The sequence below is a fragment of the Serratia sp. (in: enterobacteria) genome (assembly GCF_051654945.1).
Lineage (GTDB): Bacteria > Pseudomonadota > Gammaproteobacteria > Enterobacterales > Enterobacteriaceae > Chania.
The window spans coordinates 380,029-405,026 of the sequence record NZ_JBOFZA010000081.1 but is presented as its reverse complement, the minus strand read 5'-3'; the positions used below and the strand labels follow the sequence as shown (position 1 = coordinate 405,026).

Genomic DNA, 24,998 nt, shown 5'->3' with positions numbered 1-24,998 from the left:
TCTCCCAACTACAGTTTAAGGGCCAGTCAACCTTAGCCCATTCTATGTACGGGGTGCCGTTCCAGGCACCTTACCGGTACTGATCTCTTGGCCAATACCGTCGGCCATCATTCCCACACTGATCGCGAAATAGTACGAACGATTCCAGTGCATGAGAGTACGGAAGTTATCATAAACCAGGAACGCGCGTCCTTGCATATCATCTGGAGCGATCACCCAACTGCGTAAGCCAGAAGCCGGTAACGGTGAGCCATCGGCTAACACCACTCCTTTGGCCGCCCACTGTTCCTCGCGGTGCCCCTGGGCATCTTTCAGTCCCAGTTGGTCAGCATTGAATTTCGCGGGCAGTTTGACCTCTCGGCCCCAACCCACTCCGGCTTGCCAGCCCTCGGTAGCCAGATAGTTGGCCGTGGAGGCAAACACATCGTCGAGGTTATTCCAGATATCGATTTTACCGTCGCCATCCCCATCTGCGGCATAGGTCAAAAACGAGGTTGGCATAAACTGACTTTGCCCCATCGCCCCCGCCCAGGATCCTTTCAGATTGCCCGCATCGACGTGGCCCTGCTCAATGATCTGTAAGGCCGCCATCAGCTGCTTGGTAAAGAACGCTTCGCGGCGGCCTTCAAACGCCAGCGTCGCCAGGGCAGAAACGACATCCTCCTTACCCTGGATCTTGCCAAAGGCACTTTCCATGCCCCACAGCGCGACAATATAGCGTTCAGGAACACCATAGCGCGCCGTCACGCGCGCCAATCGTGACTGGTATTGCTGACGCATCTCGCGGCCCCGCTGGATCTTCCACGCGGGCAGCACGCGGCCGAGGTAATCGTCCAGCGTGATTTTCTTTTCCAACTGATTGCGGTCGGCATTGATGACCCGATCGACAAAATGCGCGTTGGCGAAGGCGGTCTCAACGATAGTCTCTGGGATCCCCTGCTTGATGGCCTTCAGCTTCAGTTGTGCCACATAAGCCGGGAACTCTGCCGGATCACGTCCGGTCTGCGCCAGCGTACTCGCGCCTGGCTGTACGGCAGGAACAGGAGCGGCCCCTGCCTGGTTAACACCGCCCGCCAAAAGGAGCAGCGTCAGCATCATCGGCATTTTCTTCATGATTTTCCCTACCTGTGACGACCTGCCGCCGGTTGCAGACAATGCTGACAAGCTGGCGTTAACACAGGGCTGAAAATCGACGCCTGGTTATTTCTTGGCATCAGATAAATGAAGGTTTAATAGGTTTTCCACCGGGGGTGGGAACTGCAGATAAAACCCCTGCTGCTGCAGGGCTTCTTTCACCTTTTCGATATCCGCCGAAGCCAATTTCTTGCGACCGTCGAGCGACAGCATCATGGCATACTGCGGAGTACCGAAACTTTTCATCAAATCTTCCGGCACCCGAGAGAAATCGTCCTTTTTTTCGACATAAAGATAAGTCTGATCGCGCTTGGCGCTTCTATAGATGACACAAAACATTTTTAAACTCTATTTAATTGAGGCAGCGACTTGCCTGGATATAACTCTGACTATAACATGCTTATAGTACTTCGGAATATCGCACCCCGAGTGGTATTCCGGGGATTTAAGTTGCTGAGACTGAGTCAGGATAGATGTCACAATCGCCAATTGAGCTAAAAGGCAGCAGTTTTACCCTATCAGTGGTTCATTTACATAATTGCGAACCCGAGGTAATACGCCAGGCACTACAGGAAAAGGTGGATCAAGCGCCCGCTTTTCTCAAGAATGCCCCTGTCGTTATCAATGTTGCTACGCTAAACGGCGACGCAGACTGGAAAGAAATTCAACGGGCTGTCACTGCGGCTGGGCTGCGCGTGGTCGGCATCAGTGGTTGCAAAGATGAACGGCAGAAGCGCTCCATCGCCCGTGCCGGTTTGCCGCTGCTCAATGAAGGCAGAGGCCAGAAGGCGGCCCCACCGGCACCGGTGATTGCGCCAGTCCCGGATAATGCTCCGGCCAAAACGCGCATCATCAGTACCCCGGTCCGTTCAGGCCAACAGATTTACGCCCGTAACAGCGATTTGATCGTCACCAGCAGCGTCAGCGCCGGTGCCGAACTGATTGCCGACGGCAATATTCATATCTACGGTAGCATGCGTGGCCGCGCACTGGCTGGCGCTTCTGGCGATACCCAGTGTCAGATTTTTTGCACGCATCTGGGTGCTGAGCTAGTCTCTATCGCAGGGCAGTACTGGTTGAGCGATCAGATCCCGTCCGAGTATCTCGGGCAGGCAGCAAGGCTCAGCCTGTTGGATAATGCTTTAACCATACAACCTTTAAATTAAGCCCTTTTGACAAGGAATCCATTTCATGGCACGCATTATTGTTGTTACATCGGGTAAAGGGGGCGTTGGCAAGACCACATCAAGTGCGGCCATTGCTACCGGCTTGGCCCAGAAAGGCAAGAAAACCGTGGTGATCGACTTTGATATCGGTCTGCGTAATCTTGACCTGATTATGGGGTGTGAACGCCGGGTAGTTTATGATTTTGTTAACGTTATCCAAGGTGATGCCACGCTGAACCAGGCGTTAATCAAAGACAAGCGCACTGATAACCTCTACATTCTGCCCGCTTCACAGACCCGTGACAAAGACGCCCTGACCCGCGAAGGCGTGGAAAAAATCCTCGGCGATCTCGACGAAATGGGCTTTGAATTCGTGGTGTGTGACTCACCGGCGGGGATCGAAACCGGTGCCTTGATGGCGCTGTATTTTGCCGATGAAGCCATCATCACCACCAACCCGGAAGTGTCTTCGGTACGTGACTCTGACCGTATCCTGGGCATTCTGGCGTCCAAATCACGCCGTGCCGAGAGAGGGGAATCCCCGATCAAGGAACATCTGCTGTTGACCCGTTACAACCCGGGCCGCGTCAGCCGTGGCGATATGCTGAGCATGGAAGACGTGCTGGAAATCCTGCGTATTCCACTGGTTGGCGTCATCCCGGAAGATCAGTCGGTTTTACGTGCATCGAACCAGGGTGAACCTGTTATTCTTGATAGTGAGTCTGATGCCGGTAAGGCCTATGACGATACCGTTCACCGCCTGTTAGGAGAAGAACGCCCGTTCCGCTTCATTGAAGAAGAGAAAAAGGGCTTCCTGAAACGCCTTTTTGGGGGATAAACCATGGCTCTGTTAGACTTCTTTCTGTCCCGCAAAAAATCGACAGCCAGTGTAGCCAAGGAACGGCTGCAAATTATCGTCGCAGAACGTCGTCGTGGGGACAGCGAGCCCCACTACCTGCCTGATTTAAAGCGCGATATTCTAGCGGTAATTTGCAAATACATTCAGATCGACCCCGAAATGCTGCACGTGCAATTCGAGCAGAAAGGGGACGATATTTCGGTACTTGAACTTAACGTAACGCTGCCGGAATCGGAAGAACCTGCTAAATGATTGCGATGCAATGAGTGCCCCCTGTATATTTTTATACAGGGGGTAACTGTATATTCGTCCAGTTATTAACGCACCCACAAAAATAAAAAACCCGCCCTATTGAGACAACTCTCAGTTCTTTTTGCCGCAAATGTCTTTATGGTAAAGGCTGGCAGTAAAGATTTTCCTAATCTTATTTTTGACGTGATAAAACGGAACAGTTTGATTAGAACTGCCCCGCCTGACCTTTAACGATTAATATTCCTGTAGGATCGCCTGCAATGGGGCAGCCAATAGTTCACCACGCCACCCACTGATTAACTCAGGCAGGGACTCGCTCTCTTTCAATTTCCAGTGCCAATTCAGCAGCTGATTAATTTGCCGACGCGAAGCCAGCAGTTCGGCGCTCAGGCCACTCTGCTCGCTCACCAAGGTAATGGCCGCCTTGATATCCTTGAACACTTTTTTGTAGCCAGGATGGTCGACCAGGTTGCTCAGCGGAGCCGGTAACGCTGATTCATCCAGGGCATTAGCTTCCGCTACCAGCGCCACCAGGGTTTTACCATGATAGCGGATCTCTGGACCACTCAGCCCCAGCGCCTCCAGTTCCCCCAGCGAGCCCGGCATATAGCGCGCCACGGCCCACAGGTTTTCCTCTCGCACGACAAAGTTTACTGCCAGATCGCGTTCACGCGCCTGGCGCAAACGCCATTCGGCCAGTTTTTGCAGACATGCCAACTGACGCGGGCGCAACTGCCAGGCATTGGTGATTTCACGATAGGCCAATTCAGGCGCCAGCGACTCACTGCGCCGCTGGCACAATAAACGACACTCGTTATCGGCTGCGGCAGTCCAACCCGCTTCCTCGGTTTCCTGCACCAGCTGTTTGGCCATTGGCAACAGATAGAACACGTCGGCCGCGGCATATACGCATTGGCGTTCGGTCAACGGTCGCGCCAACCAGTCGGTACGTGACTCACTCTTATCGAGATCGACCTGCATATACTCGGTGACCAGCTTGGCAAAGCCGCAGGACAGCGTATGACCGCTGAAAGCCGCCAGGATCTGGGTGTCGACCATCGGAGTCGGCAGCGTCTTGAAGGCATTCAGAAACACCTCCAGATCTTCGCTACCGGCATGCAAGAACTTCACCACGGCAGTATCGGCCAGCAGATCGATAAAGGGTTGCCATTGCTTGATGGGAAGCGGATCGATCAGGGAAAGTTGTTCACCATCGTATAACTGGATCAGGCCTAGCTGCGGATAATAGGTCCGCGTGCGGACGAACTCGGTATCCAACGCCACCTGGGCGTAGTTTCTTGCCTGCTCGCAGACCTGCTGCAATCCGGCGTCGGTAGTGATCAACTGATAATTCAAAACGTCATTCTCTTCATCGTTTTTAAGGTTCAAACACAACAACGCCGGTTAATTCACCGGCGTTGTTGAAAAGGGGAGCAACGATATACCCGTCGCCTTTCAAGTTGCAGCGTTGTTACCTGCACTCACTCACCCCAGTCACTTACTAAAAGTAAGCTCCTGGGGATGAATGAGCTTGTCGCCTAGCTGCAACTTGAAATTCATAGGGTATAAATTTAGGCAGCATCGGCCGCCTTGGACTTTTTCTGTTCGTCACGCAGTTCCCGTCGTAAGATCTTGCCGACGTTCGACTTCGGCAACTCGTCACGGAACTCAACAATTTTTGGCACTTTATACCCTGTCAGGTGCCGACGGCAATGGGTTAACAGTTCTTCTTTGGTGAGTGATCCATCTTTCTTCACTACGCAAATTTTCACTGCTTCACCCGAGGCTTCGCTAGGTACCCCGATTGCCGCACATTCCAGCACTTTCGGGTGCTGGCTGACGACCTCTTCGATCTCGTTCGGGTAGACGTTAAAGCCAGAAACCAGGATCATGTCTTTTTTACGGTCAACGATGCGGATAAAGCCATCCTCATCCACGGTAACCACATCCCCGGTTGCCAGCCAGCCATCGCGCAACACTTCGTCCGTCGCGTCCGGCCGTTGCCAATAGCCTAACATAACTTGCGGCCCTTTGACCCAAAGTTCACCTGGCTGACCGATCGGCACATCTTTGCCGTCATCATCCACCAGACGGATATCGGTGGAAGGTACCGGCAGGCCAATGCTGCCACTGTAATGCTTCAAATCATGCGGGTTGCCAGCGACCAGCGGAGAGCATTCCGTCAGCCCGTAGCCTTCCAACAAATGCTGACCGGTCAGCTTTTCCCACTTTTCCGCCACCGATTTTTGCACCGACATGCCACCGCCGACGGAAAGCCGCAGCGTAGAGAAGTCCAGTTGCTGGAAATCTTCATTGTTCAGCAACGCGTTAAACAGGGTATTTACCCCGGTCATGGCGCTGAACGGGTATTTTGCCAACTCCTTCACCGTACCTGGAATATCACGCGGGTTGGTGATCAGCAGGCTGCGACCGCCTAACTCGATAAACAACAGGCAGTTCACCGTCAGCGCAAAGATGTGATACAGCGGCAAGGCGGTAACTACCAGCTCTTGCCCCTCACGCAGCAACGGAGCGTAGGCCGCCTTGGCCTGAACCAGGTTGGCCTGCATGTTACGGTGAGTCAGCATCGCCCCTTTGGCCACGCCGGTAGTGCCGCCGGTATACTGCAGGAACGCCAGGTCGGTATTGATAATATCCGGCTTCACATATTGCAGGCGACGGCCACGCTGTAATGCGCTGCGAAACGAGATGGCATCCGGCAGGTTGTATTTCGGTACCAGCCGTTTGATGTACTTCACCACGAAGTTGACCAACGTGCCCTTGGCCGCCGAGAGCTGATCGCCCATACGGGTGAGAATGACGTGTTTGACCTGGGTTTTGAATACCACCTTTTCCAAGGTGTGAGCAAAGTTGGAGACGATAACAATTGCGCTGGCACCGCTGTCGTTCAACTGGTGCTCCAATTCACGCGGGGTATACAATGGATTAACGTTAACCACCACCATCCCCGCCCGCAGGATACCGAACAGGGCGATCGGGTATTGCAACAGGTTGGGCATCATCAGCGCCACGCGATCGCCCTTCTTCAGCCCTAATTCATTTTGCAGGTAGGCGGCAAACGCTCGGCTGCGCTCTTCCAGTTTGCGGAAGGTCATCACCTCACCCATGTTGATAAAGGCGGGTTGATCCGCGTAACGGGCGACCGCATTCTCGAACATTTCGATCAGGGATGAGTATTGATCGGCATCGATTTCTGCCGGTACATCCGCCGGGTAACGTTTTAACCAGACCTTATCCAAGCTATTACTCCTGAAATCATTACTAATTATCATCGTAGCCCCCAAAATTGCAGCCAAACTTTAACAATATTTTAACTCAGCGTACCAGTTTGGGTTTTAAACAATATTCAGGTTGCGATGTACGTCACTAATTGCCGACGTAACCGCACAACAAAAAAAGTTAAGGCGGCCATTAAGCCGCCCTACGTTACTCACATTGCCTATTCGCCGCGCCTTACTCCGTGACGAAGGTTTGTACCTGCGCCGGACCTGGATTATACCAGCCATAGCCCCCGCCCCAACCTGGGCCCCACGGGCCATTTCGCCAGCCCCACGGCCCCATCGGCTGCGGTGGCATCACGATCTGCTGGGCAATGCGCCAACGCTTGAAGCCGGTCGCATCCATAGTGACAAAACGGTACGGTGTCATGCCAATCTTGCCATCGCGCAGGCCAGTGATCGGCCCGACCACGGTGACCAGTTGGCCTCTGAAGTCGACCGGATCGAGGAAGCCGTTAACCGAGGCCAGCAAACGGCCTTGCGAAGGTTCCCCCAGGATCGGACGAGCTCCCGAATCCAGCGGCACCGCCGCAATCTCCAGAATGGTACGCCCGCGTTCGTTAGCCACGCCCACCACGGTACCACCGAAGCGCGCTTCCGCACCGGTAAACTGTTTCGGTGCATTTTGCACCTGCGACAGTTGCCCAACCGGCGTGGGACTGGTGCCTTGAATGGCATCCGGAATGGTCACACAGCCAGAGAGCGCCAACACGCTGCCTGCGATTGCCAGCGTTAACAGCTTTTTATTCAAACTACGGGTTAACATCATCGCAATCTCCTGAATTAGCTGTAACTTCGACAACGATCCTCAGCGCAAGTTGCAGACGGCCCGGTTTTCTAATCAGGCGGCAACCTTAAAATAACTATAGGAAACTATTCGCGTCCCGGTAGCTTCTTCCAGGTAACTTCATTACGCAAATAGGTTGGCTCAGCGTTTTCTACGCTCACCGCCAAACCTTGTTGCCAGGCCAGCAGTGCCAGAGGCAGCATATCTTCAGCCTGCGGCAGCAGCATTTGCCCGTCGGTCACGTTAAGCGAGGAGCCGGCAACCAAATCAGGATAGGTTTGCCAACCGGTGCCAACATGCGCCCAGTCGCCCTGCAACTGCTGTGCACGTTCCAGCGCCTGTTGTGGGGACAAGACCGCTTCCCCGGCGCTTTCCAGCCACTGGCCATCTTGCTGACGTTCAAACTGGCCCCAATAGACCTCGCCCATCCGGGCATCGATCGCCGCCAAAACCCGTTGTGCACCGGCCATACGCCAGGCCCCTTGCGCCATGGTTTGCAGCGTGGAAATGCCGAGCATCGGCAGTTCGGCACCGAGCGCCAGCCCTTGGGCAATACCAATGCCGATCCGCACGCCGGTAAAGCTACCGGGGCCACGGCCAAAGGCCAGGGCATCGAGTTGTGAAAGGGATAATCCGGATTCGGCCAGCACCTGCTGTACCAGCGGTAAAATGCGCTGGGTGTGCTCACGTGGGCACAGTTCAAACAGGGCGTGGACTTCGCCTTGATTCCAGATGGCAACGGAACAGGCTTCCGTCGCCGTATCGATCGCTAAAATTCGCGTGGACATGCCAAACCTCAGGCGGGAAATATCAGTGGTTTCATACAGGGTGCGCATTGTAGCACACCCCCGAAGTCGCGCCTATTCGCCCTTAAGGAAGGCAATCGCCTGGGCCAGATCGCGAGTACGCGGCGTTGGCGGCAGGCTGTTGAGGAACACTTCCCCATAAGGGCGCATTACCAGGCGGTTATCACAAATGACCAGCACGCCGCGATCGTCGGTATCGCGGATCAACCGGCCAACGCCCTGTTTGAGGGTGATCACCGCATCAGGAAGTTGTACATCGTTGAACGGGTCACCGCCGCGCAACCGGCAATCTTCAATACGCGCCTTGAGTAAGGGATCGTCAGGCGAGGTAAACGGCAGCTTATCGATAATCACGCACGAGAGCGCATCACCGCGCACATCCACACCTTCCCAGAAGCTGCTGGTGGCGACCAATAGCGCATTGCCTGCCTCGACAAACTGCGCCAATAGCTGGCCCTTACTGGTTTCCCCTTGTAGCAATACCGGTAATGTCAACGTCGCGCGGAACTCTTCGGCCAGTTCACGCATCATCTGATGTGAGGTGCAAAGGAAGAAACAGCGCCCCTGGTTGGCTTCGATCATCGGCCGCAGCATACGGGCCAGTTGGCGTGCACCTCCAGGTTGATTCGGCGAAGGTAGAAAACGCGGAACGCACAGCAGCGCCTGATTGGCATAATCAAACGGGCTGGGTAGCAATAAGGTTTTGGCCTTATTCAGCCCGAGGCGATCGGTAAAGTGGCCCATTTGCTCATTCACCGACAGCGTGGCCGAGGTGAAAATCCAGCTGCCCGGCTTTTCATCGAGCATCTCGCGGAAACGATCTGAGACCGTCAGCGGCGTCAGCGCCAACACAAAATTGCGAGAGTTGCATTCATACCAATAGCTGAAGCCCGGTTCATTGACCTCTTTGAGCCGCTTAAGACGCGCACGGAATTGCGTCGCACGCTCGAAGGCAGCATCGAGCAGCGCCGAACGGCCAAGGGAGAGCTTGACCACGTCGTAGCACAACTCCAACGCATCATCGAGCAGCAGCAAGGCGCGCTGGACGTTAGGTTGGGCAAGCACTTCACGCAGATTGCCGCGAAAACCGGGCTCCCCCAACGCCAGACGAAAATCCTGCGTACTCTGGCTGAGGCGGTCGGCACTTTTTTGCAATTGCGCGCTATCACGCACCTCGGTGCGGTAGGCAATGGTGATGTCTTTGGCCAGATCCATCAGTTGCCGGCTGGTCAACTGCTTGCCGAAGTATTGGCTGGCGATATCCGGGATCTGATGCGCTTCGTCGAAGATCATCACCTCCGCTTCCGGGATCAGTTCGGCAAATCCGCCCTCCTTGACCACCATATCCGCCAGAAACAGATGATGGTTCACCACCACCACGTCGGCATCCATCGCACGGCGGCGGGCCTTGACCACGAAGCACTCTTTATACAGCGGGCAGTCACTGCCCAGGCAGTTATCGTTGGTGCTGGTCACCAGCGGCCAGACGAAGCTGTCTTCCGCCACGTCGCCACAGGCGCTGATGTCCCCTTCTTCCGTCAGGGTCGACCAGGTGCGCAGACGCACCATATCGATCAGCGTCTGACCGGCCAGTTCGCCACCGGCCATGGATTGCTGCTCCAGGCGTTCCAGGCACAGGTAGTTGGAACGCCCTTTCAGCAGCGCCAGCTTGCCTTTATATTTTAATGCCTTGGCCACGGTGGGCAGATCGCGGGCGTAGAGCTGATCCTGCAACGCCTTGGATCCGGTAGAAATAATCACCTTGCGCTTGGAACGCAGCGCCGGTGCCAGATAGGCATAGGTTTTCCCGGTGCCAGTGCCGGCCTCGACGACCAGTTCCTGTTTAAAATTGATGGCTTCGGTCACCGCCTCTGCCATCAATCTTTGCGGTTCACGGGGTTTGAACCCTTTAATTGCCTGCGCCAATGCGCCTTCTGGTGCGAAATCGTCTGCCACGCTATCTCTCTGCCGGTATCATTCAGCGGTGATTATGCCAAGCCTGCCACCTCGCTACCACCGACTTTATCCACGCGCACATCCGTTCTCGGCTGTGATACCCTTATGACGTTGATGATTAGGAGATAAATGAATGAATATCGAACGAATTGATCCGGCACAGCGCTGGTCAGAAGCGGTGATCCACAACGATACCGTGTATTACACCAGCGTACCGGAGAATCTGGATGAGGACGCTACGGCGCAAACCGCCAATACCCTGGCCGCTATCGATGTGCTGCTGGCCCGTGTGGGTTCAGACAAAAGCCGCATTCTGGACGCCACCATTTTTCTGGCCAACGGTGACGACTTTGCCGCCATGAATGCCGCCTGGGATGCCTGGGTCGTTGCAGGCAGTGCGCCGGTACGCTGTACCGTAGAAGCTCGCCTGATGAATCCTAAATTCAAAGTTGAAATCAAGATCATCGCGGCGCTGTAAAACAAAAATCCCCCTCACCCCAGCCCTCTCCCCAAAAAGGAGAGGGAGTTGGCCGGTGTCTGTAGGTTAGGCTGTGCGGCTTCGGAAAATGTAGGAGGTTTCAGCTAGCTCGATCGGTCCCCTCTCCCTGTGGGAGAGGGTGAGGGGCGGCATTAAGCCAGTTTGATAATGACCATCCCCGCCAGTAACAGGGCCAGCCCCATCCAGCCTTTGGCATTAAGCCGTTGACCGAACAGGATCCAACCGGCAGCGATGGTAGCGGCAATACCGAAACCACCCCACAGCGCATAAGCGACCGAAAGATCGATCCCTTTGACCGCTTGCGCCAGCGCACTGAACGCCCCTAATACCGACAGCAGCGACAGCAGCCCCAGCCAAACCTTGCTAAAACCGTCCGACATCTTCAGAAAGATGTTGGCCACAATCTCCAGTACGATGGCCAAGGCCAGAAACCCAATGTGGTACAACTCAAGCTGTTGCATGGTTGTCACCTCGTGGGCTGACCTGTTTTCGTGGCTTGCGGGTACCGGATTTCACCAACAGGATCCCGGCAATCAACGCCGCCAGACCCAGCACTTTCAGCGCGGAGATCGGCTCATCAAACAGCATCACGCTGAACAGGGTAATAAACAGGATACCGATCCCTTCCCATAAGGCGTAGGCGACGCCCAAGGCCACGCGTTTAACCGCTAATGACAGCATGATGTAGGACAGGGTGATCATGACGTACATGACGATGTGTCCGGTCATACCGCCGCTGACACTAGCGTATTTCATGGACAGGGTGCCGATAATTTCGGCGGTGATAGCAAAACCTAAAAAGATCCAATAAATCATAAAATTTCTCCCAAACGGCGAATAACGCACGCTAAGGCGTATTTATCCCAATTTATCTCGTCAAACAGGCGCACAGCGGCGCATAAGACAATGAAATCTCTGGGGATAAACCTACCCAAACGCAGTAAAGATGTTTGCCCGGTTACGCCAAACGACGGGAAGTCAGCCCTGTCATCAGCCCCGGTTAAAGGAGAAAGACGCTATAGCTCGCTACACCAGTGATGCTCACTGGCCAGGATGGCAGAAAGGAAAAGTTGGCAACAAGATGTTCTGAGAGGCATTCCGTTAAGTATCATCATAATATTCTCTATCTTCAGCCGCACACCGTGCGATTTGCCCAATATCCTCATGAATGTAAAATTTTCAGCTGCAATAGTTTTACCATAGCGAAAATCAGAAAGCAAACCGCCGTTTTCACATTTAGTGAAAAAAAACAGGTTATAAATAAGAACGTTAATGTTTTTAAAAATTAAAAAAGGCTCGGATTTTCACCTGAGCCTTGTGAGAATTTCGGCAACCTGAAAGTGCGGCAGATTCAGGCGCCACGCAGCTTAGCGCAAGATCCGTTTGATGCCTTCCAGCAGCAATGCGACCTCTTCGGCTTGGGTCTCTCCGCTGTGTGGTTCGATGATGGAACTGTAAACGTGTGGCATCACCTTCTCCACCCCCGCGTCAAGACAGGTTTCCAGTATCGGCAGGAAGTTTTGCGTATCGATCCCGCCGGTGGGTTCGATCATGGACATGCCATTACGTACGCAACTTTCCGCCAATGCACGCAGTTCTGCCAACGAGGCCAATCCGCCCATTGGAAAGAACTTGGCCGCATGACCGCCCAGATCGAGGATCATCCGCACCGCGCTGTCACAGCTCACCACGGCAGGCTCGCCTTGGCTGCTGTGGACTCCGGTGGAAACAATCACCTTCCCTGGCGTGCCGGTCGGCGAGATCAAAGCGTTAATGCAGGTATTGCTGATGCCCCGCGCCGCCAAGGCCCCAGCGGCAAAACCACAGCCGGTGAAGGTCTGGTTGACGTGTGCAGGCGCGGTGGCCGCAGCAATCATCGCCGCCTTATAAAACTGCGCCGCCGAACCGGCCCCCAAACCCACCGAAATCGCCGGGATATGCTCCATCCAACGCTTCACTTCGGTCACGCCCTGCTCGACGCTGCTAAACTGCGCCGAGATCACCCCGATGGCGGCATACCCTTCGGCGGCATGGTGTACCTGTAGCGCATTAGGGATATCTTTTGCCAGCACGTTGATTGCTACGCGCCCCTGGTAAAAATCAAGCTGTTGCATGCTGCCCCCCGGCCTGTTGCACAATTTCCTGCAGGCGCGCCACGATTAGCTCAAAGTCATCATCGCGCAGCGCCCGTGGGTCGAAGCTGAAAATGCCCTGATTCAACCAATAGTGACGGGTATAAATCGCGATCTCGCCGGTACGCAGTTGTTCTTCCACCTGATAGGCGGTTAGCCCCAACCTTGAGGCGTCCACGCTCACCCGCACCCGATAAATCGCCCGCCCGGCCTCATCCTGTTCGATTTCTGCCTGTAAACCGGTCAAGGCGGAGATCTGCTGTGCCAGTTCACGTAATGCCGGTAATTGGCGGCTCCAGTCAGGTTGATGTTGTTGATAATGGTCCAACGCCATCACCAAGCCCACCATGTTCTCTTTTCCGATCTTCATCGCCCGCGCAATGCCGTTATGCTGTGCCTTGCAGCAGGCGATCCATTTCTGGTCTCCGGTGACAAAACCGGAGGTGGGGGCGTCCAGCGCTTTGGCCCCGCTGTACACCACCATATTGGCCCCGGCCGCCACGTAGGCCCGTAAATCCTCCTCTGCGGCCGCATCCACAATCAGCGGCAACCCGGCATCCCGAGCCACGGCGACAAAGTCGCTCAGCGTAACCATGCCTTTTTGCACACAGTGATGCGACTTGACGTAAAACAACGCCGCCGTCTTCACCGTGATGGCCTTTGCCAATTGCCAGCGAGCTGCCAGATTGCTTTGCCCAACCTCAACCACCTTACCTCCCCCCAGGCGGATGGCGGTGGTGATCGGTGCACCATAGTCAATATTGTGGCCACGCAGCATGACGATCTCATTTGCCAGGCCTTCACTACACGGCATCTGCGCCACCCGCTCAGGCTCTCCTTGGGTGATAGCCGCCGCAACCGCGATAGCCACCCCAGCAGAGGCACAGGAAGTCACATAGCTGTCCTGGGCACCGGTATGCTGTGAGATAAGTTCGCCAACGCGATCCACTAACGCATCAATCTCGACGAAGGCTGACGCCGCCTCGGCCGTGGCCGCCATCACCTCATGCGGCACCGAAGAAACGCCAAGGATGGTCATCTTGCCGCTGGCATTGATCACCCGTTTCAGTCCGAGCCGTTGATAAATATTCATCATTGCTCCGTTACAGAATGCCCAACAGGGAACACACCACGCTCAACACCACCACCGAAAGCAGAATGGTGGTATAACGCGGCCCTTTTTTGACCAGGTAGAAGTAGATTGAGAACACGGCAGCCAGGGGTAACAAACCAGGGGCGATAGAGTCCAGGATTTGCTGAACCACCACCTCGGAGCCTTTCAGCGCACTGATTTTCAGCGGCGAGGTGATCTTGACGTAGCTGGCAGACAGCGCCCCCATCATGATCAGCCCGAGCACGTTGGCCCCGTAGATCAGTTCTTTTATCTTGCCCCCTTGCAGCAGGCCGATGATCGATTCCCTCCCCAGCGTGTAGCCTTTGTGGGCCAAGCCATAGCTGATTGCCATAGTGATGGCGGTATACAACACCACCGGCATAATGCCGCCCATGGCGCTGCCATTGGCCGCGAAAGGAATGAAAATGGCGATCAGCAGCGGCATGATCGCCGCCCAGACCACCGAGTCACCGATGCCGGCCAGCGGCCCCATCAGACCGGTTTTAATACCGGTGATGGATGAATCGGAAATCGGCTCGCCGCGGGTTTTCTGCTCTTCCATGGCGATGGCAACGCCCTGGATCACCGCGCCAAAGGTCTGTTCGCTGTTGAAGAAGTTCAGGTGACGTTTCAGCGCCTCAACCTGTTCTTCCTTCTGGGGATAGAGTTTTTTGATAATCGGCGTCATTGAGGCGCAGAAGATCAGGCTCTGTAAACGCTCGTAAGAGTTGGAAACCTCGGCCCCCAGCCAGTAAATAAACCAGGCTTTGGTGATGTCCCGCTTGGTCAGCACGTTGGTTTGCCGCGCTCTTTCCACCAGTTCGTGTTGCATGATGTCGCTGCTCATGATTAAGCTCCCTCGCCTTTAGCCATGTTTTTAACCAGGAATGCCGCGCAGGTACCGAAGATGGCCATCGCCATGATGTCGACCTTGAGGTACAGCACCGCAAAGAATCCGGCAATGAAGTAAGGCAGCAGGCTTTTCTTGCCGATCACCATGATGGTGATGGCGAAGCCCAGCGCAGGTAAAATCCCACCCATGATTTCAAACGAGTGGGTCAGCCAATGTGGCATCAGCGCCAGGAATTTCTCGACCACGCCCTGGCCGAAATAGTTGGCAGCGAACACCACCGGGAAGCGGATCACCAGGCCAAGCAGCGCCGGGTAAAGGAAGGCGCAGCGCATGATCCCGCTGATGTTGGCTTCTTCCGCGTGTTTATCTGCCATGTGCACCCAGACAGCGTTCACGGTGCGGCGTAATTGGTCGACAAATACGCCGATCACCCCAAACGGGATCGCCAGTGCAATCGCCAGGTTGGGATCCATCCCCGCTTTCACCGCGATAGGCAGTGCGATACAGGCCGCCAGCGCTGGATCTGAAGGGACGTTGCCGCCCGGCGTAGACGTGACGCCCAGATACACCAACTGCATGCCGGCACCGATAATCATCGCCGTTTTCATATCCCCCAACAGGAAGCCGACGAATACTGCAATGGCAATCGGTTGAACCAACATGCCGGAGAGGGTGTAACCCAAACGCAGACGGGCAAACCAGTAATACAGCCCCATACAGATGGCAACGGTCAAGTTATCCATGTTTTGCTCCTCATCGATCAGATGCCGAAAATCAGAACTTCTTCAAAATATCTGCCAGCGCCTGCGGCTTGTCTTCCGGGATGGTCTGGAAGAACACCGTCACACCGCGTTGTTGCAGATCGCGCAGGATCGCCACGTCGGCCTCATCCAGCGTGATGTTCTGGAACACCGCTTTACGGTTCGGCCCACCACCTAACCCACCTACCTGGATATTCTTGACGTCAAATCCGTCAACCACCGCCTGCTGCACCGTAGCCAGATTTGGGAACAGCACCAGGACGTTACCCTCACCCAGTTGGTTCTCCTGCCACGCGGCCGCAAAGCTCTGGTTGCCATAGCAATCCACTTTCACATTCGGCGGCGCTGCCATCAGGTAGATGCTTTTCATAAACGGATCGGCTTCCAGCTCATCGCTGACGACTGCGATACGATTGGCCTGCGATTGCCCTACCCACTTGGTGACCACTTGGCCGTGGATCAAACGGCTGTCAATGCGACATAACACGATTTTAGCCATGATTAATTTTCCCCTGATGTTATTGATTTGATTTGTTTAACGACGTCGAGGCAGCTGTTGCGCCCCAATTCAACCAACTCATCGAGATGGCCGAGAAGATTGCCCTGTTCGCGTAAATCGATAGCGGCCAGCAACAAGGTGGCATTGAGACCGGAAATCACGCCGATGGCGTAGTCACGGCTCAGTCTCGCCGCCACGTTGGAGGTGGTGCCGCCGATAAAATCGGTGAGGATCAACGACCCTTCCGGCATGGTTTTCACCTGTTGTTCCACCCGCTCGTGGAACTCAGACAGCGTATCGACCGGCATCAACGCGATATCAAACACCCCGCTGGTTTCGCCAATCACCATGCGCACGCTTTCACGCAGTTGCTGGCCCCAGCCGCCGTGGGTCAGTAGTAAAATTTGAGGTAATGCCGCCAAAATGGCCTCCTGGCAATCTATTGAAAGTCATTGGAAATTTTCTCTTCAATAGAGATATAGCAATGCCTGTGCCAACTTTGTGGCACGCCGGAGGGAGTTCAGGAGAGAGCGGGCCCTCAAGGCCCGCTATGGCAGGGTTTAGCGGTAAAGGAGCTCGTAGATATAAAAATATTCCGCATCAGACAGGCGGATGGAATAGGCACGTTCAATCGGTGAAAACGCGTCTTTGATGACAGAAAACGCCTGTTGGTCGATATCCTGCTGGGCGTCCAGGGCAATCTGTAACGGTTTGTGGCTTAAAACGATACGCTCCACCATGCAGCAGCAGTGGATCAGGAAGCGAAGTGTCACTTGCCTTGAGGGCTGCAGATCCAGCGTGCGGCAAATCTGGTGTAACACCGCCTCGATCTCTTGCAGGATACGCTGAGGATTGAGCACGGAAATGTGGTTGATGATGCTTTCCAACGTCAGCGCACTGATAAAGCGCATCGAACAACGCTCGACCTGCAACTGGCGTTCGGCGCTGCCCAGATCAGGGTTCAGCAGGCTGAGCACCAGTTCCGGTCCCTGTTCGGAGAACAGCTCTTCCAGGGCGATAAACGGAATATCCGGCAAACCGGGCTGGAAAGTACCGACGATCCCCACCAGGCGCTCGTTACCCCCGATGGCCTGACGTAAGCGCTCCAGGCTACGGACTTCGTTGTAATCCACCAGCACCATGCGGGTATCTTCCGCCATCAGTTCACCGAAGCTCTCCTCCAGCACCTTTTTGATCTTCACCGCCGTGCCCATGCCGGTGATACAGGAGATTGCCAACACCTTGCCGGTCTCATCCTCACGCTGGTCGTAAAGCTGATGAGCAATCCCTTTGCTCGCCATCAGCTCCATCAAAGGGGCGAAATCGCTGGTTTCGTAAGTCAGATCCAGGCCAATCTCCAGCAGCGCTCCCATAGTGATGTTCTGGATCAGCAGCACATCAATGTGGAACAGTTTGCTGACGGTGCTGGCAAAATGCACCAGTGAGCCGATATCGACGATCAGGATCAGGCGCTGATAGCGTTTTTCCCGCAGTGTCGCGATCAGCAATTCCAATGTGTCATGCACCGACTGCTCAAACGGCATATCGATGGCGGTGAACAGCTCACATTCCAGCACCCGATTGACATAGTGCGCCATACTGCTGGCAGTGGTAGCCCCGTGGCCGATCAGCATGGCACCACAATCAGGATTAACCGCTTTGCGCTGGCGGAAACTACGGCACTCTTTCAGGAACAGGCACAGATAAACGATTTCCGTCGACGGGCACTGGATGTGGAAGATTTCGTTGATCTTGCGGCACAGTTGGTTGGCATTGTCGTACTCATCCTTGCAGTAATCGAGGATCAGGCTGGAGGAGTACAGATTGGGGATCAGCCCTTTCTGCACATAGGAAAGCAGTGCCAGCAGGTGTTTACGCAGATGGCCCGCCATATTCTGCGGCAGCAGAAAGCCCAAGACCTGTTCAATGCAGCCAATCAACAAGGTAATACGCTGCTCTACCTGGCCGCCATAATAACGCTCCTCACTCTCCGCGCCGCTGCGACTGTAAAGCCCGTACTCAAAAATAGTCCGCAGCTTGTTCTTCAGGATCGACAGGGTTTCCTGCGGTGGCACGTTACTGTTGCGCAGATTGACGTATTCGCGCGTCAGATAGGTGTAGAACAGATCGCTGTCCTGCTCGTTACTTAAGGCGCTCAGATGTTGCTTGAGCTGCTCCATCGGCTGCGAGGTAATATCCAGATACTCTTGCTGGCCAAATAGCGCATCCACCAGCAGACGGCTGCCTGCACTGGCTGAGTGCGGCACATCCATCAGCCGCTTATCCAGCAGCAATCTTGGGCTACTGTGCCCCATACCGCTGGCCCAGGCCTGCGCACAGAGAAACTGGATATCGCTTTTGAGTTGGCCGATGTTGCCACTCAGCGGTTTCTCCAACAGGTAAAGCAGTAGTCCCTTATCCAGCCGGATGGTGCGCGCAATCTTGCGGCTCTCTTGCTGGAGGAAGCCGGTAATGATTTCCACCTGTTCCTCCAGCGAACGCTCCCGTAGCGCCGGTATGGCAATCGACACCTGAATACGCCGCAGGAAGGTGCGTAACAACGTTGAGTCTGGGCTTTCGGTGGTGGCGCAAATCAGCCGCACGCTGATGGGCCGGGCCTTATCGCTGGAACCCAATGGGCGATACTCGCCTTTATCAAGGATCGAAAACAGCTTCTCCTGCCCTTCATAAGGCAAGCGGTGAACTTCATCGAGCAGCAGAAAGCCCCCGTCCGCCTGTTCGATCAGCCCACGTTTGCTTTCAATCGCGCCGGTAAATGCGCCCTGCTTGTGGCCAAACAGATGGGACGAGAGCAGCTCCGGGTTATGGGCATACTCGGCACAGTTGAAATACACCAGCGGGATCTGGCGTTGAGGCTGCTGCACCACGGCAAACTGGTGCATGACTTCAGCGAAGAAGGTTTTACCCACCCCGGAAGGCCCGGTGAGCAGTACATGCAGTCCACCCGGGTAGAGCACCGCCGCTTTCCCCTTCTCTACCGGCAATCGTAGGCTACGATCATAGCCAATCACCGTATGAAAAGGATCATCACTCTGTGGTTGCGGCAACGCTTTAGCAGGTAACAGTTCCTGCAAATCCTTGGCTTCCAGCCTTTCGTCTGGTAACGATTGCTCAATCAACTGCTCGCATACCGCTCGGTGCAGGAACAGCACCGGACGGGATTTAATCTTGATCACCAACCGCTCGCCGTGCAGCTCGTTGAGATCTTTGCTGACGGAGTTACGCGCCAATCCCAGGTTGAAAGCGATGGTCTCCGCGGCGAAACCGCCTTCACTCTGTTCTAGCGTCTCCCGGGTAAATGTCAGGGTAAGGCGTTCCAGTTCCTGGCGAACCGCATCTTTACGTTTCATTTTAACCTGTTGTTATTATTAGTTATAAATAAGAAAAACCAGGTGAGTGGCAAGCTGGCAGCCAATCTGACCTAAAACCATCCTAATACAGGGTCAGGGTTGGCAACCACCGCAAAATGGGATGTTGTGGAATTTGCAGGCAAAAAAAATGCCAACCCCAGAGGGTTGGCATCAGCAGGAGTGAAAGCAGAGTTAAGCGGTAGCACCCTTGACGGCTTGGCGCGCCAATTCGGTGATACGGGCATAGTCACCGCTTTCCAGCGCATCCGCAGGGACCAACCAGGAACCACCAATGCACAGCACGCTTTTCAGCGCCAGATAGTCACGGTAGTTGTTTGGCGTAATACCCCCGGTTGGGCAGAAGCGCACCTGTGAGAACGGCCCGGCAATGGCTTGCAATGCCTTGACGCCACCGTTGGCTTCCGCAGGGAAGAATTTAAACTCGCGCAAACCATAGTCCATCCCCAACATCAGCTCGGAAACGGTGCTGATACCCGGGATCAACGGAATGCTGCCTGCGGTGGCCGCTTTCAGCAGATCGGCGGTCAGGCCAGGGCTGATGGCAAACTGCGCGCCAGCCTCGGTCACTTCTTGCAACTGTTGTGGATTAATCACCGTACCTGCACCGATGATGGCATCAGGCACTTCTTTGGCGATCGCACGAATGGCGTCCATTGCGCAGGCGGTACGCAGCGTCACTTCCAGCACGCGCACCCCACCAGCAACCAGTGCTTTAGCCAGCGGCACGGCGTGTTCCAGTTTGTTAATCACAATCACCGGAACTACGGGGCCTGCCGTCAGGATCTGTTCTGCACTGGTTTTCCAGTTTTTCATCGTCATTATCTCCATTACTTTCGGTTGGTGTATGGCACGCCCCTGCCACAGGGCTCCGCGTACTTGCGGATTCCGATCGCACCGCGAATCTGTTATCTGTTGAGAAATTCCCCTCACCCCCACCCTCTCCCCAAGGAGAGGGAGCTAGACAGTGCTCGCGATAAGCCCTTGCTGCTTCGAGAAGAAAGCCAAGGCAACAGCGACCTCAATCGGTTCCCTCTCCCGTTGGGAGAGGGTTAGGGTGAGGGGTAAGTTAAAACGACTTACTCGAACTCGTTCCAGGAACGGCCATCACGCGTGATCATCGCGACGGAAGCCACCGGCCCCCAAGTGCCAGACTGGTAAGGCTTAGGCGCTTCGTTGTCCGCTTTCCAGGCATCCATGATGGAGTCAACCCATTTCCAGGCTTCCTCCACTTCGTCGCGGCGCACGAACAGCGCCTGGATGCCGCGCATGGTTTCCAGCAGCAGGCGCTCATAGGCGTCGGCCACGTGCTCCTGATTGAAGGTTTCCGAGAAACTCAGATCCAGCTTGGTGGTTTGCAGACGATGTTTGTGATCCAACCCCGGCACCTTGTTCAGTACCTGGATCTCGATCCCTTCGTCCGGCTGCAGACGGATGGTCAGTTTGTTCTGCGGCAACTGCTGATAAGAATCACGGAACAGGTTCAGCGGTGGGTTTTTGAAGTACACCACCACTTCTGAACATTTGGTCGGCAGACGCTTACCGGTACGCAGATAGAACGGCACCCCGGCCCACTGCCAGTTGTCGATATCGACGCGAATGGAAACAAACGTCTCGGTGTTGCTGCTCTTGTTGGCCCCTTCCTCTTCCAGGTAGCCCGGCACTTTCTTACCCTGCACGAAACCTGCGGTGTACTGGCCGCGCACGGTGGTTTCCCGGACATTGGTCTGATCGATACGGCGCAGCGAGCGCAGCACTTTGACTTTCTCGTCACGAATACGGTCGGTGGTCAGATCCGCAGGGGGTGACATGGCAATCATGGTCAGGATCTGCAACAGGTGGTTCTGGATCATGTCGCGCATCTGCCCGGCCTGATCGAAGTAACCCCAGCGCCCTTCAATCCCCACCTCTTCCGCTACGGTGATCTGCACGTGATCGATGGTGCGGTTATCCCAGTTGGAAGCAAACAGTGAGTTGGCAAAGCGCAGCGCCAACAGGTTCAGCACCGTCTCTTTACCCAGATAGTGGTCAATGCGGTAAACCTGGCATTCGTTAAAATACTCGGCTACCTGATCGTTGATCACCCGTGAGGATGCCAGATCGGTACCGAGCGGTTTTTCCATCACCACGCGCGCCGGATCTTTATTCAGCTTGGCCTCGCCCAGACCCTTGCAGATGGCGCCAAAGGTGCTTGGCGGCATGGCGAAATAGTTGATGGTGGTACGATGTTTCTGGTCCAGCATCTTGCCCAGTTCGACGAAATGCTTGCTGTCGTTGACGTCCAGATTGCAAAAATCCAGGCGCGCGCTCAGCGTGGCCCAGAGCTCATCGTCCAGCTCTTCTTTCATAAAGGTGCCCAGGGCTTCCTTGACCACCTTGGTATAAGCTTCTTTATCCCACTCGGCACGGCCTACCCCGATGATACGGGTATCCGGGTGGATGTGACCGGCTTTCTCTAACTGGTACAGGGAAGGCAGCAGTTTACGACGCGCCAGATCGCCTTTTGCGCCGAAAATAACCAGGTCACAGGCCTGGGCTGTAGAGGTTACCGCCATGTTCATCTCCTCGATGCAGGATATTTGTAATTTTCTTACATTACTAATGTACTCTCTTTCGCTACAGCCAGTAAACCCAGATCAAAAGCAGAAACAAAACCTCAGAAATTACGACGTTATCCCTTAAGCAGCGTCAACGCTGCTGGCAACGGGCAAAACTGTAATTTTCTGTCTTTTTTGACGCTCTTTTACCATTATGAAAGTTAGACACAGGTCATGTTCTGGTGAAAAAAGCCAGCTTATCCCTCGTCGACACTGCCAACGGTTACCAGCACGTAGTATATTTTCACTAAACCGGATTGATTTCTCCTTTGATTGAAATCGTCATACCCGATGGATCGGCCGCGACGGCGGTTGTCCTGCAGGGTGAAACCATGAGTGACTCCCGTTATATGAATACGCTGGAAAAAATCCAGAGCCATCTGGAGCTCCTGAGCAAATCGGAAAGGAAAGTCGCCGAGGTGATCCTGGCCTCCCCGCAAACCGCTATTCACTCCAGCATCGCCCGGCTCGCCAAATTGGCCGATGTCAGTGAGCCTACCGTCAACCGTTTTTGCCGCCGCCTTGAAACCAAAGGATTCCCGGACTTCAAGCTGCATCTGGCACAGAGCCTGGCCAACGGTACGCCCTATGTAAACCGCAATGTCGAAGAAGACGACACCGTGGCCGCCTACACCAGCAAGATTTTCGAGTCGGTGATGGCCAACCTGGATACAGTAAAGGCAAATCTCGACATCGCCGCCATCAATCGTGCGGTTGATCTGCTTACCCAGGCAAAAAAAATCTCGTTCTTCGGCCTCGGAGCCTCCGCCGCCGTGGCGCACGACGCCATGAACAAATTCTTCCGCTTCAATATTCCGGTGGTCTATTTTGACGATATCGTCATGCAGCGCATGAGTTGCATGAACTCCACCGAGGGTGATGTCGTGGTACTGATCTCCCATACCGGGCGAACCAAGAATCTGGTCGAGATGGCACACCTGGCTCGAGAGAATGACGCCACGGTCATTGCCATCACCTCCAAGGATACCCCACTGGCACAGGTTGCAACTCTCCCCCTGCTGTTAGACGTGCCGGAAGATACCGATGTTTACATGCCGATGGTGTCGCGAATTGCACAGTTAACCCTCATTGACGTGCTGGCCACCGGATTTACCTTGCGCCGAGGGGCAAAATTCAGAGATAACTTGAAGCGGGTCAAGGAAGCGCTGAAGGAATCACGCTTTGATAAAGGGATCGTCCCCAATAGTTTCGACTGAAAACGGATTTAAAAACCGCCGGGCAGATCACAAGTTGACCCGCGGATTTATAGTTGTACCCTGATAGCTCGTTCATACAGATAACCCAGATGAATTTTTGGCCGGCTAAAACCGCCGGCCGCGATCGAAGGTTTCGTTATCTGACGTTCAGCAACACCAATACTTGCGTCACAAGTCAACGGAGTAATACATGACCAGACGGCTCAGAAGAACCAAAATCGTTACCACCTTGGGTCCGGCTACCGACCGCGACAATAATCTGGAAAAGATTATTGCTGCCGGTGCGAACGTAGTTCGGCTTAACTTTTCCCACGGCAATGCAGAAGACCATCAGGCACGGGCAGACAAAGTGCGTGAGATTGCGGCCAAGCTGGGGCGTCATGTCGCTATCCTGGGCGATCTTCAAGGGCCAAAAATCCGCGTATCCACCTTTAAGGAAGGCAAGATTTTCCTTAACATCGGCGATAAATTCCTGCTGGATGCCAACCTGACCAAGGGCGAAGGCGATAAAGAAAAAGTCGGTATCGACTATAAAGGCCTGCCTGCGGACGTGGTTCCTGGCGATGTGCTGCTGCTGGATGATGGCCGCGTACAGCTGAAAGTGCTGGAAGTTCAGGGCATGAAAGTGTTCACCGAAGTCACCGTGGGTGGCCCGCTGTCGAACAATAAGGGCATCAATAAACTGGGCGGCGGCCTGTCTGCCGAAGCCCTGACCGAGAAAGACAAGGCCGATATCCTGATCGCCGCCAAAATTGGCGTCGATTACCTGGCCGTCTCCTTCCCTCGCACCGGCGAAGACCTGAACTATGCTCGTCGCCTGGCGCGTGATGCAGGCTGTAACGCTAAAATCGTGTCAAAAGTAGAACGTGCCGAAGCCGTCTGCAGTGACGAAGCGATGGATGACATCATCCTGGCATCCGACGTGGTCATGGTGGCCCGTGGCGATCTGGGCGTCGAGATCGGTGACCCGGAACTGGTTGGGATCCAGAAGAAACTGATCCGTCGCGCCCGTACTCTGAACCGTGCGGTGATTACCGCCACGCAGATGATGGAGTCGATGATCACCAACCCGATGCCAACCCGTGCCGAAGTGATGGACGTGGCAAACGCCGTGCTGGATGGTACCGATGCGGTCATGCTGTCTGCTGAAACTGCTGCCGGCCAGTATCCTGCCGAAACGGTAGCCGCCATGGCGCGTGTCTGCCTGGGCGCAGAGAAGATCCCCAGCATCAACGTCTCCAAGCATCGTCTGGACGTGCAGTTCGACAATATCGAAGAAGCCATCGCCATGTCGACCATGTATGCCGCTAACCACCTTAAAGGGGTTACCGCCATCATCGCCATGACCGAATCTGGCCGCACCGCGCTGATGATGTCGCGTATCAGCTCCGGTTTGCCGATCTTCGCCATGTCGCGCCATGAACACACGCTGAACCTGACTGCGCTGTATCGTGGTGTCACTCCAGTCTACTTTGGCAGCCACAGCGATGGCGTAGCCGCCGCTAACGATGCCATTGCCCGCCTGCGTGATAAAGGCTATCTGGTGTCTGGCGATTTGGTGCTGGTTACCCAAGGTGACGTGATGAGCACCGTGGGCACCACCAATACCAGCCGTATCCTGCGCGTAGACTGATTAGCGCGCAAAACGGTTAAAGCCGGTCGGTTTACGCTGACCGGC

Annotated in this window: 24 protein-coding genes; 6 read left to right on the top strand and 18 right to left on the bottom strand. The window is 54.8% G+C overall.

From position 1 onward, the window contains the following. Positions 1-42: 42 nt before the first annotated feature. Both ACRDCA_RS18320 and ACRDCA_RS18315 read right to left on the bottom strand, forming a co-directional pair. Positions 43-1,113: a lytic murein transglycosylase gene (locus tag ACRDCA_RS18320; RefSeq protein ID WP_438690809.1), complete on the bottom strand. Its 1,071-nt coding sequence runs from the start codon at positions 1,111-1,113 to the stop codon at positions 43-45. Between the two features lie 87 nt (positions 1,114-1,200). Then, complete coding sequence (locus tag ACRDCA_RS18315; protein ID WP_438690808.1) at positions 1,201-1,473, bottom strand: YcgL domain-containing protein; 273 nt, start codon at positions 1,471-1,473, stop codon at positions 1,201-1,203. Positions 1,474-1,607: 134 nt separating this feature from the next. Here ACRDCA_RS18315 and minC point away from each other — a divergent pair, with 134 nt between their 5' ends. From minC to minE, 3 genes are read left to right on the top strand one after another with little or no spacing between them, the layout of a single operon-like run. Then, positions 1,608-2,300 carry a septum site-determining protein MinC gene (minC, locus tag ACRDCA_RS18310; protein WP_438690807.1) on the top strand — a complete coding sequence of 231 codons (693 nt, stop codon included), beginning with the start codon at positions 1,608-1,610 and terminating at the stop codon, positions 2,298-2,300. Positions 2,301-2,325: 25 nt separating this feature from the next. Beyond that, a complete protein-coding gene (minD, locus tag ACRDCA_RS18305; RefSeq protein ID WP_438690806.1) occupies positions 2,326-3,138 on the top strand; it encodes a septum site-determining protein MinD in 813 nt (270 codons plus the stop codon). Between the two features lie 3 nt (positions 3,139-3,141). After that, the gene (minE, locus tag ACRDCA_RS18300; RefSeq protein WP_025121046.1) at positions 3,142-3,411 is read left to right on the top strand and encodes a cell division topological specificity factor MinE; all 270 of its coding nucleotides are present in this window, start codon (positions 3,142-3,144) and stop codon (positions 3,409-3,411) included. 234 nt (positions 3,412-3,645) lie between these two features. Here minE and rnd read toward each other — a convergent pair whose 3' ends face one another. From rnd to ACRDCA_RS18275, 5 genes are all read right to left on the bottom strand, one after another. Next, the gene (gene rnd, locus ACRDCA_RS18295; protein WP_438691010.1) at positions 3,646-4,767 is read right to left on the bottom strand and encodes a ribonuclease D; all 1,122 of its coding nucleotides are present in this window, start codon (positions 4,765-4,767) and stop codon (positions 3,646-3,648) included. Positions 4,768-4,982: 215 nt separating this feature from the next. Next, the gene (fadD, locus tag ACRDCA_RS18290) at positions 4,983-6,671 is read right to left on the bottom strand and encodes a long-chain-fatty-acid--CoA ligase FadD (RefSeq protein WP_438690805.1); all 1,689 of its coding nucleotides are present in this window, start codon (positions 6,669-6,671) and stop codon (positions 4,983-4,985) included. Positions 6,672-6,885: 214 nt separating this feature from the next. Then, positions 6,886-7,476: a Slp family lipoprotein gene (locus ACRDCA_RS18285; RefSeq protein WP_438691009.1), complete on the bottom strand. Its 591-nt coding sequence runs from the start codon at positions 7,474-7,476 to the stop codon at positions 6,886-6,888. Positions 7,477-7,583: 107 nt separating this feature from the next. Beyond that, entirely contained in the window at positions 7,584-8,285 is a 702-nt protein-coding gene (tsaB, locus tag ACRDCA_RS18280; RefSeq protein WP_438690804.1) for a tRNA (adenosine(37)-N6)-threonylcarbamoyltransferase complex dimerization subunit type 1 TsaB, read from the bottom strand. 72 nt (positions 8,286-8,357) lie between these two features. Next, positions 8,358-10,259, bottom strand: coding sequence for an ATP-dependent DNA helicase (locus ACRDCA_RS18275; protein WP_438690803.1), 1,902 nt, complete (start codon positions 10,257-10,259; stop codon positions 8,358-8,360). 133 nt (positions 10,260-10,392) lie between these two features. Between ACRDCA_RS18275 and ACRDCA_RS18270 the strand changes: the two genes are divergently transcribed. Then, entirely contained in the window at positions 10,393-10,737 is a 345-nt protein-coding gene (locus ACRDCA_RS18270) for a RidA family protein (RefSeq protein ID WP_438690802.1), read from the top strand. 152 nt (positions 10,738-10,889) lie between these two features. Here ACRDCA_RS18270 and mdtI read toward each other — a convergent pair whose 3' ends face one another. The 11 genes from mdtI to zwf form a co-directional block, all read right to left on the bottom strand. Beyond that, positions 10,890-11,219, bottom strand: a complete 330-nt coding sequence (mdtI, locus tag ACRDCA_RS18265) for a multidrug/spermidine efflux SMR transporter subunit MdtI (protein ID WP_438690801.1) — start codon at positions 11,217-11,219, stop codon at positions 10,890-10,892. Beyond that, on the bottom strand, positions 11,206-11,574 hold the full coding sequence (gene mdtJ, locus ACRDCA_RS18260) for a multidrug/spermidine efflux SMR transporter subunit MdtJ (protein ID WP_025121054.1): 369 nt from the start codon (positions 11,572-11,574) through the stop codon (positions 11,206-11,208). The genes mdtI and mdtJ overlap by 14 nt, the downstream gene beginning before the upstream one ends. 551 nt (positions 11,575-12,125) lie before the next feature. Next, positions 12,126-12,872 carry a 2-dehydro-3-deoxy-phosphogluconate aldolase gene (gene dagF / locus ACRDCA_RS18255; RefSeq protein ID WP_438690800.1) on the bottom strand — a complete coding sequence of 249 codons (747 nt, stop codon included), beginning with the start codon at positions 12,870-12,872 and terminating at the stop codon, positions 12,126-12,128. Continuing rightward, positions 12,859-13,986 (bottom strand): D-glucosaminate-6-phosphate ammonia lyase, encoded by a 1,128-nt coding sequence (gene dgaE / locus ACRDCA_RS18250; RefSeq protein ID WP_438690799.1) that lies wholly within the window; start codon positions 13,984-13,986, stop codon positions 12,859-12,861. Before dgaE ends, dagF begins: the two co-directional genes overlap by 14 nt. Positions 13,987-13,993: 7 nt before the next feature. Further along, complete coding sequence (locus ACRDCA_RS18245; protein ID WP_438691008.1) at positions 13,994-14,854, bottom strand: PTS system mannose/fructose/sorbose family transporter subunit IID; 861 nt, start codon at positions 14,852-14,854, stop codon at positions 13,994-13,996. Beyond that, on the bottom strand, positions 14,854-15,600 hold the full coding sequence (locus ACRDCA_RS18240) for a PTS mannose/fructose/sorbose/N-acetylgalactosamine transporter subunit IIC (RefSeq protein WP_021806649.1): 747 nt from the start codon (positions 15,598-15,600) through the stop codon (positions 14,854-14,856). Before ACRDCA_RS18240 ends, ACRDCA_RS18245 begins: the two co-directional genes overlap by 1 nt. Before the next feature lie 31 nt (positions 15,601-15,631). Further along, positions 15,632-16,117, bottom strand: a complete 486-nt coding sequence (locus tag ACRDCA_RS18235; RefSeq protein WP_438690798.1) for a PTS system mannose/fructose/N-acetylgalactosamine-transporter subunit IIB — start codon at positions 16,115-16,117, stop codon at positions 15,632-15,634. A 2-nt stretch (positions 16,118-16,119) separates the two neighbouring features. After that, on the bottom strand, positions 16,120-16,542 hold the full coding sequence (locus ACRDCA_RS18230) for a PTS sugar transporter subunit IIA (RefSeq protein WP_029987612.1): 423 nt from the start codon (positions 16,540-16,542) through the stop codon (positions 16,120-16,122). 135 nt (positions 16,543-16,677) lie between these two features. Next, positions 16,678-19,488, bottom strand: coding sequence for a transcriptional regulator DagR (gene dagR, locus ACRDCA_RS18225; protein WP_438690797.1), 2,811 nt, complete (start codon positions 19,486-19,488; stop codon positions 16,678-16,680). A gap of 192 nt (positions 19,489-19,680) precedes the next feature. Further along, positions 19,681-20,322, bottom strand: coding sequence for a bifunctional 4-hydroxy-2-oxoglutarate aldolase/2-dehydro-3-deoxy-phosphogluconate aldolase (locus tag ACRDCA_RS18220; protein ID WP_438690796.1), 642 nt, complete (start codon positions 20,320-20,322; stop codon positions 19,681-19,683). A gap of 263 nt (positions 20,323-20,585) precedes the next feature. Beyond that, complete coding sequence (gene zwf / locus ACRDCA_RS18215; protein WP_025121063.1) at positions 20,586-22,061, bottom strand: glucose-6-phosphate dehydrogenase; 1,476 nt, start codon at positions 22,059-22,061, stop codon at positions 20,586-20,588. Between the two features lie 392 nt (positions 22,062-22,453). On the opposite strand from zwf, the gene ACRDCA_RS18210 reads away from it, so the two are divergent. Together ACRDCA_RS18210 and pyk are read left to right on the top strand one after the other, a co-directional pair. Next, positions 22,454-23,320, top strand: a complete 867-nt coding sequence (locus ACRDCA_RS18210; protein WP_438691007.1) for a MurR/RpiR family transcriptional regulator — start codon at positions 22,454-22,456, stop codon at positions 23,318-23,320. Between the two features lie 190 nt (positions 23,321-23,510). After that, positions 23,511-24,953: a pyruvate kinase gene (pyk, locus tag ACRDCA_RS18205; RefSeq protein ID WP_021181157.1), complete on the top strand. Its 1,443-nt coding sequence runs from the start codon at positions 23,511-23,513 to the stop codon at positions 24,951-24,953. Positions 24,954-24,998 lie beyond the last annotated feature (45 nt).